The following is a 14,034-nucleotide window of genomic DNA, read 5'->3' on the forward strand; positions in this document are numbered from 1 at the left end:
AATGCCGAATCTACACGATTGTCCTCGGAAAGAATCGTCGGATTGTTGAACAATCGGCCCGGATAGTGCATCCTAGAAGACGTAGGCATTGAGACGAGGATCACAAATGGCACACACCGGGCTGAACACCATCGACCTGAACAGCGACGTCGGCGAGTCTTACGGACGTTGGAGCCTCGGTGACGACACCGCGATGTTCCGCTCCGTCTCCAGCGCCAACGTCGCCTGCGGCTTCCACGCCGGGGACCCCAGCGTCATCCGGCGGACCTGCCGCGAGGCAGTGGCCGCCGGCGTCGTGATCGGCGCCCACGTCGGCTACCGCGACCTGGCCGGGTTCGGCCGCCGCTTCCTCGACATCGACCCCAACGAACTGGCCGACGACGTCGTCTACCAGATCGGGGCGCTGCAGGCGCTGGCCGCCGCGGAAGGTGGCCGGGTCACCTACGTCAAGCCGCACGGCGGCCTCTACAACGCGATCGTCGCCCACACCGCGCAGGCGAAGGCCGTCGTCGACGCCGTGAAGTCCGTGGACCCGGACCTGCCGATCCTGGGCCTGCCGGGCTCGGAAGTGCTCCGCCTGGCCGAGGCGGCCGGGCTCCGCGCGGTCACCGAGGCCTTCGCGGACCGCGCCTACAACCCGGACGGCACGCTGGTTTCCCGCACGCTGCCCGGAGCCGTGCTGCACGACCACGCCGAGGTCACCGAGCATGTCCTCCGGATGGCCTCCGACTCCGCTGTCCGCGCCATTGACGGTTCCCTCCTGAAAATCCGGGCGGAAAGCATCTGCGTCCACGGTGACTCCCCGGGAGCCGTCGCCATGGCAGCCGCCGTCCGCGAGGCACTCAGCGCCGCCGGCATCGGCACCGCCCCCTTCGTCTAGAAACGCCCCTGACAGCCTCACCGGCGCCGGGTCTTCACCCCGGCGCGACGTCAGCACACCCACCCAGCACAGGCAGCACCGCATCCGGAGGAACATCATGACCGCACCGCACCAGGCCGCCCCGGCCGCCGGCAAGAGGGCCGGCAAGAGGAAACTGCCGCCCGGCGCCCTCAAGGCCTACGTCGCGAGCCTTACCGGCACCTCGCTGGAGTACTACGACTTCGCGATCTACTCCGTGGCGTCGGCGCTGATCTTCCCCAAGATCTTCTTCCCGGTCGGTGACGAATTGGTGGGCCTGCTGCTGTCCTTCTCCACCTTCGCCGTCGGCTACCTGGCCCGCCCCATCGGCGGCGTCATCTTCGGCCGGCTCGGCGACAGGATCGGCCGCAAACACGTCCTGGTGGTCACCTTGATGCTGATCGGCGTCGCCACCGTGCTGATCGGCGTCCTGCCCGACTACTCGGCGATCGGCGTCGCGGCTCCGGCGATCCTGGTGCTGCTGCGCCTGGCGCAGGGCATCGGCGTCGGCGGCGAATGGGGCGGCGCCGTCCTGCTCTCCAGCGAATTCGGCGACGCCCGCAAGCGCGGCTTCTGGTCCTCGGCCGCGCAGATCGGCCCGCCGGCCGGCAACCTGATGGCCAACGGTGTGCTGGCCCTCCTCGCGGCAACCCTCAGCAACGAGGCGTTCCTGTCCTGGGGCTGGCGCGTGGCCTTCCTCGCCTCCGCCCTGCTGGTGGTGTTCGGCCTGCTGATCCGGCTCAAGCTTGAGGAAACCCCTGTCTTCAAGGCGATCCAGGCCCACGGCGAGGCTCCCAAGGCCCCCATCAAGGAAGTCTTCACCAAGGAACCCCGCGCGCTGCTGGCCGCCGCACTGTCGCGCATCTGCCCCGACGTGCTCTACTCCCTCTTCACCGTCTTCGTGGCGCTCTACGCGACCAAGCAGCTGGGTATGACCACCGGCAACGTCCTCGGTGCCATCCTGATCGGCTCGGCCTTCCAGCTCGCGCTGATCCCGGCCGCCGGCGCCCTGACGGACCGCTTCAACCGCCGTCTCGTCTACGGCATCGCCGCCGTCGGCACGGCCGTCTACATCCCGGTGTTCTTTCTCATGGTCCAGGGCAAATCCGTGCTGATGCTGACCATCGGAGTCGTGATCGGCCTCGCCTTCCACGCGTTCATGTACGGCCCGCAGGCCGCCTACATCACCGAGCAGTTCCCGGCCCGGCTGCGCTACGCCGGCAGCTCGCTGGCCTACACCCTGGCCGGCGTGATTGGCGGCGCCGTCGCCCCGCTGGTCTTCACTGCGCTCTACGCCGCCACCGGCAACTGGTTCCTGATCGCCGGCTACCTCGCGGTGTCCGCCGTGGTGACGGTGGTGGGCCTGGCGATCGGCCGGAACCCGCAGACCAGCGAGGAAGAGCGGCTGCTGCAGGAAGCCCGCGTCTAAGCTGCGTGGACCTGGGAGACGGCGGCTATGACGGAGGCAGCAATGGAACCGGTGGCAGCGCGGCAGGCGCCCGTCCACAAAGTTAACGCGGTGCGGGCAGTGGGCACCCGAGCGGTGCTTGCAGAACTCACCGGCACCGAGGGCGTGCTGGCGTTGCAGGCACTGCTCCTGGGGCGTCCATTGCCCGGGCAGCTGGACGTGCTCGCTGCCGCCGAAACGGTCATGGTCACCGCCGACTCGCCCGCCGCCGCCCGCCGGATCGCGGCGCAGCTGCTGCAGCTCGACCTCACCGCCCCGGTGCAGCGCGAGGGCGGCCTCGTGGTCATCGACACCGTGTACGACGGCGAGGACCTCGCCGAAGTTGCGGAGCTGACCGGCCTCGGGATCGAGGGCGTAATCGCCGCGCATTCCCGCCAGCAGTGGACCGTGGCCTTCGCCGGCTTCGCCCCGGGCTTCGGCTACCTCGTCGGCGAGAACGAAACCCTCAACGTTCCCCGCCGGAGTTCCCCGCGCACCGCCGTGCCCGCAGGTGCCGTGGCGCTGGCCGGAACCTATTCGGCCGTCTACCCGCGCCGCTCACCCGGGGGCTGGCAGCTGATCGGCCACACCGCGGCCCGGATGTGGGACCTGGACCGCGAGCCGCCCGCCCTGGCCGCACCCGGGCACCGGATCCAGTTCCGCGCTGTCCGGGAGACGGTGACGCTTGCTACGGAACCTCAGCCCGAAACCTCCGCGCCGGAGGTGGCTTCCGGGCTCCGGATCCTCTCGCCCGGCCTGCAGAGCCTCATCCAGGACCTCGGACGCCACGGCCACTCCGGCCTGGGCGTCTCTGCCGCCGGGGCGCTGGACCGTGCCTCGCTGCGCCGCGCCAACCGCATCGTCGGCAACGCGCCGTCGGCCGCGGCGATCGAGACGGTCGCCGGCGGACTCAGGGTCCAGGCCGTCGGGGACCAGGTGCTGGCCGTCGCCGGGGCGCCGTCGGAACTGGCTATCACCGTTCCGGCCGGCCCCGAGGAAGAGCCCGTCCGCCGTACCGTGCCGATGGCCACGCCCTTCGCCCTACTTGACGGCGAGACGCTGAGCATCGGGGCGCCGGAGAGCGGCTTCCGCAGCTACCTCGCAGTCCGCGGCGGCGTGGATGCCGCGCCGGTCCTCGGCAGCCGGTCCACAGACACCATGTCCGGGATCGGCCCCGCGCCGCTGGCCGGAGGGCAGGTCCTGCCCTCCGGCGGCGACGCCGAATCCGGCGTCGTCGGGGACCCCGAACTGCAGCCCGACTTCCCCGGTGCCGGGGTGACCGTGCTCGACGTCGTCCCTGGGCCCCGCGCCGACTGGTTCGACGCCGGCGCGCTGGATACCCTCACCGGCCAGGAGTGGCAGGTGTTGCCGCAGTCCAACCGGGTGGGCATGCGGCTGGACGGAACGCCACTGCAGCGCGCCCGGGACGGGGAGCTGGCCAGCGAAGGGACCGTCGCCGGCGCCCTCCAGGTCCCGCCCGAAGGCCTGCCGGTGCTCTTCCTGGCCGACCACCCGATCACCGGCGGCTACCCCGTGATCGCCGTCGTCGTCGATACGCACCTGGACCTCGCCGCGCAGGTCCCGATCGGCGGCAGGATCCGCTTCCGCTGGGCGGACTGCGGCAGCAGCGGACCCGCCACCCCCGCTGTAGAAGTGGGTAGCTGACGCGCAAGGGTCCTGGCGGTCACGGGCCGGACCACGGGACATGCTCAGCGGCCGGCTCCACGGGGAGCATGCGCCCGCCGGGCTTTCCGGCCCTACCGCCGGCCCGGGCCGAGGAAGATAATCGGCCTTATCAACCCCGGTGCAGACTTTGGAGGCGATTGACGTGTCCGTTTACACGCTTGGAATTTGGCTGGTCCACCCGGGCCGTGAGAACGATTTTGTGCAGGCCTGGCGGGATCTGGCCAGGAAAACCCAGGAGGATTACCCCAATGCCAAGGCGGTGTTGATGCACGACCACGACGTCCGGAACAGGTTCATCAGTACCGGCCCGTGGGAGTCACTGGAACAGATCGAACAGTGGCGGGCATCAGCCACGTTCACCCAAGGGGTAGAGGGGATGCGCGAGATGCTCGAGCATTTCGAAGCCCGCACCCTTGACGAGGCGGCCAGCATCGGTTGAGCCCCCCGGACGGCCGCCGACGTTTGTTGGCGACGGTTTCCGCGAGGCTTTCCTCCGTCCCTTCCCCACGACGGATGCGGGCCCAAATTTCTATTGGTTCGGACTGTTCCGGGGTCATTTGTCTTCCTTTGATTCCTCCTGTCGTCAGTTGCTGATGCGGCCCGCTGCGCCGGGTGCGGGCACGATGTTTCCCACGAGCATGTCCACTTCAGCGAGCCGGCGCTGGATGGGCGTGAACTGCTTAGGACACGAAGATCGGCCCCGAGTCCGAAACCCCTCCGGCGCCGGAAGCGGCGTCGTAGCTGTACGCACGGCGCAAGATCCGCTGCGAACTGTCTTCGGGCCGGGCAAGGCGCAGGTGGGACACGTCGGAGATGACCGGCAATCCGTTCCGGGGCATCGCCGTGAAGTCCGGTTCGTCGTGTTCCTGCCACTCCCGCACATTTCTACAGGCCGTTGAAGAAGCTTCGGGGCGCCCTGCCGGCCGCCGGAGCCGGGCAATGCAGTAACGTCGTAATGCCAGCAGCTGTGTGCAGGAGACCGGCGGGAGTTATGTGACAAATCAACAGGAGCCAGCAGCGGCGTCCCGCGCGGAGGATGCCGCCGGGAGGACCAAGGATGGGCCGCTCTGGAAGACCGTCAGCGCCGAGCTCCTGGCGGAGGTCCTCGCCGGGTCGTTTGCGGGTGGTTTCCCCGGCGAACTGGAACTGGCCCGGCGCTACGGCGTCAGCCGTGGAACGATCCGGGCCGCGCTGAAGCCGCTCCGCGATGCCGGGCACATCACCGCGCACCCCGGCAGGAAGCCCACGGTGGTTGCCGGAAGAAGCACGGCTTACGGACCGATCTACAGCGTCCTGGCGTCCATCCGGGAGTCCGGGATGGAGCACCGCAGCGTGGTGCTCGAGCAGCACTTGGTGGTCAATCCGGGGGTGGCGGCTAAGCTCTCCCTGGCTCCGGACGCGGAGCTCTTTCACCTGTCCCGGGTTCGCCTCGCCGACGGCGAGCCTATCGGGCTGGACGAGGTCTGGCTCCCTGGGACGACCGCAGGGGAGCTCCTCGAGGCTGACTTCCGGAATGCATCCCTCTACGGCGAGCTCGACCGGCGCTGTGGCGTCGTGCTCGACGGCGGGGTGGAGCAGCTCACAGCGGTGCCCGCCACCTCCGCCCAGGCGGCGCTGCTCGGCTGCCCGGAGTACTCCCCGCTCCTGCTGATCGAACGCACCGGCTGCCACCGGGCGCGCGACGTCGAGTTCCGGCGCAGCTACGTCCTGGGGGACCGGGTGGCAATTGCGACCGCCTTCGGCTGCAAGGCCACTCCACGCTGACCCAACCCTGCGCTGACGCGCTCGGCGGGGTGGCGGGCCTAGCGTCCGCTGCCGGAGGCTGAACCCGCCGTGGCGGCCCGCGGCCGCCGCACCGGGCAGCGGTCCTCGGAGGTCGCCCGCTTCACGAAGGCCCAGAGCAGCAGCGCGATGGACAGGGCTGCCAGCAGGGGCTGGATCGGCTCGAAATACTGCATGGCGCCGGAAGTGCCAAGGGCGAGCAGAACGAGTTTGTTGCAGACCGGGCAACCCACGGCAAAGAAGGAGACGATGGTTCCGGCCGCGCCGAAGCGGCCCCTGCTGTCGGGCTCATCGCCGCTGCTCCCGCCGTCGGCCGCAGGTTCGCGGGAAACATAGGTGGCCAGCAACAATCCGGTGAGGACGGCCGTCACCGCGAGGATGGGGAACGACCACCAGGTGGGCGGCACCTCACGGCTAAAAAGAGGTGTGTCGATCAGGTCCGTCGGGACGGCCACAACGACGTAGGTGGCGACGGCGGTGACGGCGGCGGCCAGCCAGCGTCGCACCGGCCACTGTGCCAGGGCGGATATCAGGGTTCTACTGCGCGTCATCGGGCATCCTGTCTCTTGTCGGTTCTGTCTGCCGGTTCTTGTAATAGAGGGCCATGCCGGCCACCAGGGCGAGGGCTGCGGCTCCCGCGACCACGAGGTCCGGAATCCCGGCGGCTACCTCGCTGGCAAAGGATTCAGCCCTGAACTGGTCCTGGACCGTCAGGACGCCGCCCAGGCCCGCCGTCCCGTCGCTAAGGAGCAGAAGCACCCCGATGCCGACGGAAATGAGTCCGGAAACCACCATCAGCCAGGAATTGGTCCACATCCCGATGGCGAGCGGCCGTGGCCGCAGCCAGCGGCGGCCGGAGATGCCCAACCGGTCCCAAACGAGTGCCAGAAGAAAGAGCGGCACGGCCATGCCGAGGGCGAAGATTGCCAGCAGCATACCGCCGTAGACAGCATTGCTGCCGACTGCCGCCACGGTCAGGACGGAGCCCAGGATGGGTCCGGTGCAGACTCCGGCAACGCCGTAGACGGTCCCCAGGGCAAAGACGGACAGCCGGGAGGTCCCGGTCCGCGCCGTCGGCGTGAAGGCGGAGGGAAGCCGGACGCCACTGATCTGTGCGATCCCCAGAAGGATCACCAACGCCGCCGAAGCGCCGACGAGGACCGTGCGGTGCTGCGTGACGAGGGAACCGAGCGCCCCGGCGAAGATTCCCAGCGGCACCAGGGTGCTCAACAGGCCCAGATAGAACAACCCCGTGCGTGCGACCAGCCGGGTTTTCGTCGAGAAAGCGTAGGCAAAGAACGCCGGCAGCAGCAGGGCGGAGCACGGACTCAGCAGGGTGAGGACCCCGCCCAGGAAGGCGCCGGCGTAACCGATGTCCATCACTTGCCCTCGGCCGACTTCAGGGCCGCATCGATCGCTTTTTCATAGGTGGCCAGCGGCTGTGCACCCACGATCGGGGTGTCGTTGATCAGGAAGGTCGGGGTGCCGGTCGCGCCGAGGCCGGCAGCCTCCTGGGCGTCCTTGGCCACGGCAGCCTGGAGCTCGGCGGAGTCCAGATCCGCTTCGAACTTCTTCAAGTCGGGGACCCCGGCCTTCCCGGCAAGCTGGACCAGCCGTTCCCGCGGCAGGGCGGCGTGCCCCCGGTCCGGCGCAATGGCGTAGACCGCCTTGTTGAATTCCCAGAACCGGTCCTGCGCGGCCGCTGCCCGGCCCGCAACTGCGGCATCGGAGGACTCCCCGCCGAACACCGGAAGGTCCCGCCACTCCACCCGCAGTTGGCCGCTGCCGACATATTTTGCCACCAGCGGAGGCAGGGTTTCGCGTGAGAAGAGCCCGCAGAAGGGGCAGCGGTAGTCGGCATACTCCACCAGGACAACCGGTGCGTCCGGACGCCCGATCGCGGTCGGATCGTCAGGGACCCGGCGTGCCATGTCCAGCTTCTCACCGGCGGGGCTCCCGGTGCTCCGGGGTTGCTGGGGTTGCTCGTTGTCAATTTTCTGCGCCGCTGCGCCCTGGTAGGAGAGCAGACCCACAAACAGCAGCAGCACCGCAATGCCCAGGGCGGGCAGGATGATCGAGGCGGTGCGGCGGCGTGGCTTGGCTGGGGCATGGGGCTTGGTCAAGGTGGGCATCCGGCTCCTCGAACGGGCGGCAACGGGCCCGCAAATGTTTAGACATTTAATGTCCTAGTGAGGCTACGTGACAACCGTCGCCCTGTACAACACCGGCAGGGCGGTCGCGGGGGTGCTGGCCAAGGGTGAGGTGGGCGGTCCGCGGCTAGCGGGGCCGCGGGCCCGCTGCTGAATGTCTGTACATTTGCGGCGGTGGGCCGCTAGCATGCACGGTATGTCCAGGCCCGCCCTGCAGCGGCCGGATCCGTTCGCGCCAAAGGAGATTGTGTGTCTGAGCTTGCCGCCGAAAACGAGCCACGGGGCTCGGCGGAAAACGACCTGAGCCGTCCGGGGGAGCCGGCGGGGCCGGGGCCCTGCGGACTCGTGGCCCACGGGGCCGGGCCCTTGCCGGACGGGGCGCTGGCCGGAGTGCTGCGAAGCAGCCAGAACGCGGTGGATGCCCTGGGACCAGGGGTACCGGTCGAAGCGGTTATCCAGGGACCCGGGGTTGCCCTGCTGGCGGAGGATTCGGAGCAGCGGGCTGCGGTCTCTGCCGCGCTCGCCCATGGCGTCCGGGTGCTGGCCTGCGGGAACAGCTTGCGCTCCGCGGACGTGTCGGCCGAGCGTCTGCTGCCCGGCGTCGGCGTCGTTCCTGCCGCGATCGCGCATCTTGCCCGGCGTCAGTGGGACGGATGGGCATACGTCCGCCTGTGACGGCCGCCGACGTCGGCGGTCCGCCGGCGTCGATTGCTCCATAACCGCCGTTAAGAGGGTTGAAAACGGCAGTTACGGAGCAATCGATGGGGAAGCGCCAGGACCGGGGCCTCAGGACCGGGAATCGCCCGGTGGGTCTCAGGCGTCGCGCAGCGGGCGGCGGGCCAGCCAAGCGGCCACGATGGCGCCGGAGATGTTGTGCCAGAGCGAGAACACAGCGGAGGGCAGCGCGGCCAGCGGGCTGAAGTGCGCGGTGGCCAGAGTCGCTGCCAGGCCGGAGTTCTGCATGCCCACCTCGAAGGCCAGGGCGCGGCGGGCTTTGTCGTCCAGGCGCCCGAGCTTGCCGGCCAGGTAGCCGAGTCCCAGGCCGAACCCGTTGTGCAGCACCACGGCGAGGAAGACGATGCCGCCGGCGGCGACGATCTTGTTGGCGCTGCCCGCGACGACGATCGCCACGATCAGCGAAATGACTACGGCGGAGGCCCAAGGCAGGGCCGGGAGCACCTTGGCGACGACCTTCTTCAGGAACAGGCGGGCCAGCAGGCCGGCGATTACCGGCAGCAGCACGGTCTTGACAATGTCCAGCACCATGCCGGCGGCGTCGATCTGCAGGTAGGATCCGGCGAGGAACAGCACCAGCAGCGGCGTGACAATCGGGGCGATCAGCGTGGACACGGAAGCGACGGCCACGGAGAGGGCCACATCACCCTTGGCCAGGAACGCCATCACGTTCGAGGCCGTGCCGGACGGCGCGCAGCCGACCAGGATCAGCCCGACGGCGAGCTCCGGCTCGAGGTGCAGCGCCTGGGCGATCAGCCACCCGGCGCCGGGCATGATGATGTAGTGCGCCACGATGCCCAGCACCACGGCCCAGGGACGCTTGGCCACGGAGGCGAAGTCCGGCGGAGTCAGGGTCAGGCCCATGCAGAACATGATGATGCCGAGCAGGTACGGCACGCTCGGCGCGAGCGGCTTGAACGCGCCCGGCAGGAGGAAGCCGGCGACGCCGGCGACCACTACGAGGAGCGGAAACACGGTCACCGCGATGCGGGCGATCTTGGCCTCGGCGGCGAGGGCTGGATTAACCGGAGTGTCCGCGTCAGTGCGGGACTCCGGCGCGGACTCTGGGGATTTGGTTGCCTCAAGCATCCAAGCATGGTGCCACCGGCGTCCGCGGTCCGGCCACTTTATGACCGGCGGGCGGGCGAGTATGTCAGATTTATGGCTGCGGTGCAGGGCGCAGGCACGAAGTCCAGGCGCGCGGGTTCAGGCGGTTCGGTTGCCCAGCATCGCGATGAACTCGTCCGCCTGGCTGAGGTTGCGGGCCATCTTTGCGCGCTGGTGCTGGGCCCGTTCCAGGAATTCGGCCAGCCGGGCGTGGGGGCCGGAGCCGTCCGTGCCGGGACCTTCCGAGGCGAGCAGGCCGAGGATTTCCGCCATCTCCTCGAGGGAGAAACCCAGCGGCTTCATCTGCTTGATCAGCATCAGGCGCGCTGCGTCGGCTTCGGAATAGACCCGGAAACCGCCGTCGGTGCGGGCCGAAGCGGGCAGGAGCCCGACGTCGTCGTAATGCCGGATGGTCCGCAGGGACAGCCCGGTGCGTTCTGCCAGTTCGCCGATGTGCATGGTGCTGGTGGTTTTCGCTGTCATGAGCCCCTCTGTCCGGTTCGATTCCAACCCTACCATCACGTTAGGGTAGGGTTTAGCTGTGGGGTGAGACCGTCAAGACCAGCTCCCCCGCTTTCCGGCGCGACGCTGCGCCCCCTCATTCATTTGCAAAACGAAACCGCTGCGGCGCGTCTTCTTAACCATGAACGGAGCCAGCAATGGCCGTCCAAACCGCCGGGGACGCCCCGGCCTTCACGCCCGAACAGCTGCAGTCCGTCCGTGGGACCCTCATGTCCCCGCGCCGGCTCAAGACCGAAGTCCTGGGCGGACTCGTCGTTGCGCTGGCCCTGATCCCGGAGGCGATCGCCTTCTCGATCATCGCCGGCGTCGATCCCCGGATCGGGCTGTTCGCCTCCTTCACCATGGCCGTCACCATTGCCTTCGTCGGCGGCCGGCCGGCCATGATTTCCGCCGCCACCGGCGCGATTGCCCTGGTGATCGCCCCGTTGGTGAAATCCCACGGGGTCGACTATTTCGTGGCCGCCGTGATCCTGGCCGGCGTGTTCCAGATCATCCTGGGCCTCTCAGGCGTGGCGAAGCTGATGCGGTTCATTCCGCGCTCGGTGATGGTGGGCTTCGTTAATGCCCTGGCCATCCTGATCTTCCTGTCCCAGGTCCCCGAACTCCTCGGTGTCCCGTGGCTGGTATACCCGCTCACTGCACTGGGCCTGGTCATTGTCTTCGGGCTGCCGAAACTGACCAGGGCCGTCCCGGCCCCGCTGGTAGCGATTGTGGTGCTGACGCTCATTACCGTCCTCGCCGCCATCGCCGTCCCCACCGTCGGGGACAAGGGCGAACTCCCCGACTCCCTGCCGACACTCTTCCTCCCGAACGTACCGCTCAACCTTGAGACACTGCAGGTCATCTTCCCCTTCGCCCTCGCGATGGCGTTCGTCGGGCTGCTCGAATCGCTGATGACGGCCAAGCTCGTCGACGACATCACCGACACCCGCTCGCACAAGACCCGCGAGGCGTGGGGCCAGGGCGTGGCCAACGTCGTCACCGGCTTCTTCGGCGGCATGGGCGGTTGCGCGATGATCGGCCAGACCATGATCAACGTCAAGGCCTCCGGCGCCCGCACCCGGATCTCCACTTTCCTCGCCGGCGTCTTCCTGCTGATCCTGGTGGTGGCCCTGGGCGGCATCGTCTCGCTGATCCCGATGGCCGCACTCGTTGCCGTGATGATTTTCGTCTCTGTCGCCACCTTCGACTGGCACAGCATCCGTCCGCGGACCCTAGGGATGATGCCCAAGAGCGAAACCGCCGTCATGGTCGCCACCGTCATCGTCACGGTCGCCACCCACAACCTGGCCATCGGTGTCGGCGTCGGCGTTCTCGTCGCGATGGTGATGTTTGCCCGCCGCGTCGCCCACTTCGTCACCGTCGAACGCTCCGTCAAGACCACCGGCGGGCGGGAAACGGCCACCTACGTGGTGGACGGCGAGTTGTTCTTCGCTTCCTCAAACGATCTCTACACGCAGTTTGAATACGCCTTGGACCCCGAGCACGTTGTCATCGACATGCACGCGTCGCACTTGTGGGACGCGTCCACGATCGCCGCGCTGGACGCCATTACCGAGAAATACCGCCACCACGGTAAGGACGTACGGATCGTCGGGCTCAACGACGCCAGCGTCCTCATGCGCGAACGCCTCGGCGGCAAGCTCGGCGCCGGCCACTAGCAGCCGGCTGCTAGGAGGCTGGCTTCGACGCCTTGCCGTCAAGCCAGAGCGTGTCCGACTCGTCGCTGTGCGCGCCGGTGGCCCCGACGTGCTTGCTGCTGATGCCCGGCCCCTGCCGGATGACGTGGACCAGGGCCATGCCGTGGCCGCGGCCCAGCCCGTAGTCCGTCTTCAGCCAGTCGAGGATCTCGCCGGCCTGCGCGGGCGTGTCCGCGAAGCCTTTTTGCCGGGCAAGCTCGAGGAGTTGGCGGGGAGTAAGCCCGGTCTTGTCCTCGATCGTGTCGAGGTACGCCTGGAATGACATCCTTGGATTCCCTTCAGCGGTTCTTGGAGTTCGGGCCACTCTAAGGACCGGGGTCGGCTACCGCCAGACCCGTAGGGCCCTAATCCGGGATCCTTCAACCGGATTCCGGGAAGGGCTACGCTCGGAAGTATGGCGCAGACATGGGAGCCGGGCCAGCCCGGTGTGCTCAGTCTTCCTTCCGGGCGCCTCATCCGCGGCCGTGGCCTGCTGGCGCCTTTTCCGCCCGGGCCGCGGCCCGACTTCGGGCTGTACCTGCTGGGCCGCCGTCCGCGGCCGGTGGAGTGGGACGCCCGCTGGGTCCGCTGGCGGGACCTCCGCGTGCCCGCCGACGACGCCGATGCCTTGGACGCCTTTCGCCAGGCGTGGCGGCGTGCGGAAACGGAGCGGGTTGAGGTCGCCTGCTGGGGTGGGCGCGGCAGGACTGGCACGGCCCTGGCCTGCATTGCCGTGCTCGACGGCGTTCCGCCCGCCGACGCCGTCGCTTTCGTGCGGCGGAATTACCGACGCGGAGCTGTGGAAACCCCGTGGCAGCGGCGCTACGTTGCGCGGTTCCACGGCGCCGGTCCTTGACGCGCAGAAATCTCCGAGCGACGCCGGGCAGCCCCTCCGGCCTTTAGCCCTGGGTGAGCCGGTATCGCTCAATCTGCTTGAGCCGCCGCAACAGGCTGTCGCGCCGCGGGTGCGGGACGGCGTCGGCAGGTTCAGCGGTGAGGTCGATGTGCACCGTTCCGTACTGCCACAGCAGCAGGTCGTCGAGCAGCCGGTCCGGGCCGGGGGAGTAGCGGTGGTCCAGGGCCTTGCGGACCTCGGTAATGCGGTTGGCGCTGAGCAGGCCGGCCAGTTGTACGGTCTGGTTCAGGCCGTGCGCGGCCATCAGTTCGGCCGCCCAGCCCCAGTCGTCATCCACCTTCCGGTCCACGTGCGGCAGGAGGGTCCGCCAGACGTCGCGGATCCGGTTGGGCGTGAGCTGCGCGGCGCCCTCTCCGTCCATATCCCAGTAACTGCGGACCTCCTCGTAGCGTTCGTGCAGGTCGGCGAACGCCCCCTCTACGGTTTCCAGCATGGCGGCCGTGGCGGTGAACTGCCGGTCGAAATGCGGGGTCCAGGCGCGCGGATCCTCGGCCTTGAACCTGATGTCATGCTCGATTTCGCTCCAGGCGTGCGCAAAGACCGTCCGGATCTGGCATTCGAAGAAGTAGCTGCCGTTGGGCTGCACGTCCGGGTTGAAGACGTGTTGGTATTCCTTGACAACCTCGTTCTGGATGGTCCGCAGGATCAGGTGCCGACTCGAATAGCCGTAAGTCCCGGATTCAATCGAACCGATGTCCTTCTCCCGGTCGCCGCGGCAGTCGAAGAGCTGGCGCTGGCGTTTGATCAGGTTGGCGACGACGGCGTTTTCGGCCGGGAGCTTGGTGATGACGCGGATGCCGACCATGTCATTGAGCGTGCGGAACGGATCCGGGAACTTCAGCACGGGCGGCCCGCCCGGCTCCAGCGGCTCCTCAATGCGGGAGATTTTCTCGCGGAAGGACTCCACGGTCTTGGTCCGGCCGGTCACAAAAAGCGGTGTCACCTCGGTGCCCTTGAGCATGGCCCGCAGCGACAGCAGCACTTCCCTGGTCACCAGCTTCAGGGCAGGACGGACCCGCTCATAGAGTTCCACGTTCTCCTGCACGGATTCGCGCAGTGCGGGGTCCAGGCGATCCCAGTTGCTAGCCATGGGCCTAGCTTACGGCGCAGCT

The 14,034-nt window shown here is 68.4% G+C and carries 16 protein-coding genes; 8 read left to right on the forward strand and 8 right to left on the reverse strand.

Features of this window, described 5'->3' with window-relative positions; translation table 11 throughout:
* Positions 1-121: 121 nt before the first annotated feature.
* From ACUYM2_RS00210 to ACUYM2_RS00225, 4 genes are all read left to right on the forward strand, one after another.
* Positions 122-880, forward strand: coding sequence for a LamB/YcsF family protein (locus ACUYM2_RS00210; protein ID WP_481601360.1), 759 nt, complete (start codon positions 122-124; stop codon positions 878-880).
* 97 nt (positions 881-977) lie between these two features.
* Positions 978-2,327 carry an MFS transporter gene (locus ACUYM2_RS00215; RefSeq protein WP_481598226.1) on the forward strand — a complete coding sequence of 450 codons (1,350 nt, stop codon included), beginning with the start codon at positions 978-980 and terminating at the stop codon, positions 2,325-2,327.
* Positions 2,328-2,354: 27 nt separating this feature from the next.
* Positions 2,355-4,010, forward strand: coding sequence for a 5-oxoprolinase subunit B/C family protein (locus ACUYM2_RS00220; RefSeq protein WP_481598227.1), 1,656 nt, complete (start codon positions 2,355-2,357; stop codon positions 4,008-4,010).
* A gap of 163 nt (positions 4,011-4,173) precedes the next feature.
* On the forward strand, positions 4,174-4,470 hold the full coding sequence (locus ACUYM2_RS00225) for an antibiotic biosynthesis monooxygenase family protein (RefSeq protein WP_481598228.1): 297 nt from the start codon (positions 4,174-4,176) through the stop codon (positions 4,468-4,470).
* Positions 4,471-4,711: 241 nt separating this feature from the next.
* Here the strand turns inward: ACUYM2_RS00225 and ACUYM2_RS00230 are convergent, their stop codons facing one another.
* A complete protein-coding gene (locus tag ACUYM2_RS00230) occupies positions 4,712-4,912 on the reverse strand; it encodes a hypothetical protein (protein WP_481598229.1) in 201 nt (66 codons plus the stop codon).
* A 112-nt stretch (positions 4,913-5,024) separates the two neighbouring features.
* Between ACUYM2_RS00230 and ACUYM2_RS00235 the strand changes: the two genes are divergently transcribed.
* Positions 5,025-5,795, forward strand: coding sequence for a GntR family transcriptional regulator (locus ACUYM2_RS00235; protein WP_481598230.1), 771 nt, complete (start codon positions 5,025-5,027; stop codon positions 5,793-5,795).
* 38 nt (positions 5,796-5,833) lie between these two features.
* Here ACUYM2_RS00235 and ACUYM2_RS00240 read toward each other — a convergent pair whose 3' ends face one another.
* Genes ACUYM2_RS00240 through ACUYM2_RS00250 form a run of 3 tightly spaced genes read right to left on the reverse strand, consistent with a single transcriptional unit; the run spans position 5,834 to position 7,945 of the window.
* On the reverse strand, positions 5,834-6,364 hold the full coding sequence (locus tag ACUYM2_RS00240; protein ID WP_481598231.1) for a hypothetical protein: 531 nt from the start codon (positions 6,362-6,364) through the stop codon (positions 5,834-5,836).
* A complete protein-coding gene (locus ACUYM2_RS00245) occupies positions 6,351-7,193 on the reverse strand; it encodes a cytochrome c biogenesis CcdA family protein (protein ID WP_481598232.1) in 843 nt (280 codons plus the stop codon). The genes ACUYM2_RS00240 and ACUYM2_RS00245 overlap by 14 nt, the downstream gene beginning before the upstream one ends.
* Entirely contained in the window at positions 7,193-7,945 is a 753-nt protein-coding gene (locus tag ACUYM2_RS00250; protein ID WP_481598233.1) for a DsbA family protein, read from the reverse strand. Before ACUYM2_RS00250 ends, ACUYM2_RS00245 begins: the two co-directional genes overlap by 1 nt.
* A gap of 267 nt (positions 7,946-8,212) precedes the next feature.
* On the opposite strand from ACUYM2_RS00250, the gene ACUYM2_RS00255 reads away from it, so the two are divergent.
* A complete protein-coding gene (locus ACUYM2_RS00255) occupies positions 8,213-8,638 on the forward strand; it encodes a DsrE family protein (RefSeq protein ID WP_481598234.1) in 426 nt (141 codons plus the stop codon).
* A gap of 138 nt (positions 8,639-8,776) precedes the next feature.
* Here ACUYM2_RS00255 and ACUYM2_RS00260 read toward each other — a convergent pair whose 3' ends face one another.
* Together ACUYM2_RS00260 and ACUYM2_RS00265 are read right to left on the reverse strand one after the other, a co-directional pair.
* The gene (locus ACUYM2_RS00260; protein ID WP_481598235.1) at positions 8,777-9,787 is read right to left on the reverse strand and encodes a bile acid:sodium symporter family protein; all 1,011 of its coding nucleotides are present in this window, start codon (positions 9,785-9,787) and stop codon (positions 8,777-8,779) included.
* A 117-nt stretch (positions 9,788-9,904) separates the two neighbouring features.
* Positions 9,905-10,288: a MerR family transcriptional regulator gene (locus ACUYM2_RS00265; protein WP_481598236.1), complete on the reverse strand. Its 384-nt coding sequence runs from the start codon at positions 10,286-10,288 to the stop codon at positions 9,905-9,907.
* Positions 10,289-10,464: 176 nt separating this feature from the next.
* On the opposite strand from ACUYM2_RS00265, the gene ACUYM2_RS00270 reads away from it, so the two are divergent.
* Positions 10,465-11,988: a SulP family inorganic anion transporter gene (locus tag ACUYM2_RS00270; RefSeq protein ID WP_481598237.1), complete on the forward strand. Its 1,524-nt coding sequence runs from the start codon at positions 10,465-10,467 to the stop codon at positions 11,986-11,988.
* 10 nt (positions 11,989-11,998) lie between these two features.
* On the opposite strand, the gene ACUYM2_RS00275 is transcribed toward ACUYM2_RS00270, so the two are convergent.
* On the reverse strand, positions 11,999-12,292 hold the full coding sequence (locus ACUYM2_RS00275; RefSeq protein ID WP_481598238.1) for a DUF4287 domain-containing protein: 294 nt from the start codon (positions 12,290-12,292) through the stop codon (positions 11,999-12,001).
* A 129-nt stretch (positions 12,293-12,421) separates the two neighbouring features.
* Between ACUYM2_RS00275 and ACUYM2_RS00280 the strand changes: the two genes are divergently transcribed.
* Positions 12,422-12,862: a protein-tyrosine phosphatase family protein gene (locus ACUYM2_RS00280; protein ID WP_481598239.1), complete on the forward strand. Its 441-nt coding sequence runs from the start codon at positions 12,422-12,424 to the stop codon at positions 12,860-12,862.
* A gap of 43 nt (positions 12,863-12,905) precedes the next feature.
* On the opposite strand, the gene ACUYM2_RS00285 is transcribed toward ACUYM2_RS00280, so the two are convergent.
* Positions 12,906-14,012: a GTP pyrophosphokinase gene (locus ACUYM2_RS00285; RefSeq protein WP_481598240.1), complete on the reverse strand. Its 1,107-nt coding sequence runs from the start codon at positions 14,010-14,012 to the stop codon at positions 12,906-12,908.
* Positions 14,013-14,034: the final 22 nt, after the last annotated feature.

The sequence above is a fragment of the Arthrobacter sp. SD1074B genome, assembly GCF_056780195.1.

Bases quoted from the DNA above. Each gene is read 5' to 3' on its own strand.
- ACUYM2_RS00220 (WP_481598227.1), top strand. From the start codon at position 2,355: ATGACGGAGGCAGCAATGGAACCGGTGGCAGCGCGGCAGGCGCCCGTC.
- ACUYM2_RS00250 (WP_481598233.1), bottom strand. From the start codon at position 7,945: ATGCCCACCTTGACCAAGCCCCATGCCCCAGCCAAGCCACGCCGCCGC.
- ACUYM2_RS00240 (WP_481598231.1), bottom strand. From the start codon at position 6,364: ATGACGCGCAGTAGAACCCTGATATCCGCCCTGGCACAGTGGCCGGTG.
- ACUYM2_RS00245 (WP_481598232.1), bottom strand. From the start codon at position 7,193: ATGGACATCGGTTACGCCGGCGCCTTCCTGGGCGGGGTCCTCACCCTG.
- ACUYM2_RS00280 (WP_481598239.1), top strand. From the start codon at position 12,422: ATGGCGCAGACATGGGAGCCGGGCCAGCCCGGTGTGCTCAGTCTTCCT.
- ACUYM2_RS00265 (WP_481598236.1), bottom strand. From the start codon at position 10,288: ATGACAGCGAAAACCACCAGCACCATGCACATCGGCGAACTGGCAGAA.
- ACUYM2_RS00215 (WP_481598226.1), top strand. From the start codon at position 978: ATGACCGCACCGCACCAGGCCGCCCCGGCCGCCGGCAAGAGGGCCGGC.
- ACUYM2_RS00285 (WP_481598240.1), bottom strand. From the start codon at position 14,012: ATGGCTAGCAACTGGGATCGCCTGGACCCCGCACTGCGCGAATCCGTG.
- ACUYM2_RS00270 (WP_481598237.1), top strand. From the start codon at position 10,465: ATGGCCGTCCAAACCGCCGGGGACGCCCCGGCCTTCACGCCCGAACAG.
- ACUYM2_RS00260 (WP_481598235.1), bottom strand. From the start codon at position 9,787: ATGCTTGAGGCAACCAAATCCCCAGAGTCCGCGCCGGAGTCCCGCACT.
- ACUYM2_RS00275 (WP_481598238.1), bottom strand. From the start codon at position 12,292: ATGTCATTCCAGGCGTACCTCGACACGATCGAGGACAAGACCGGGCTT.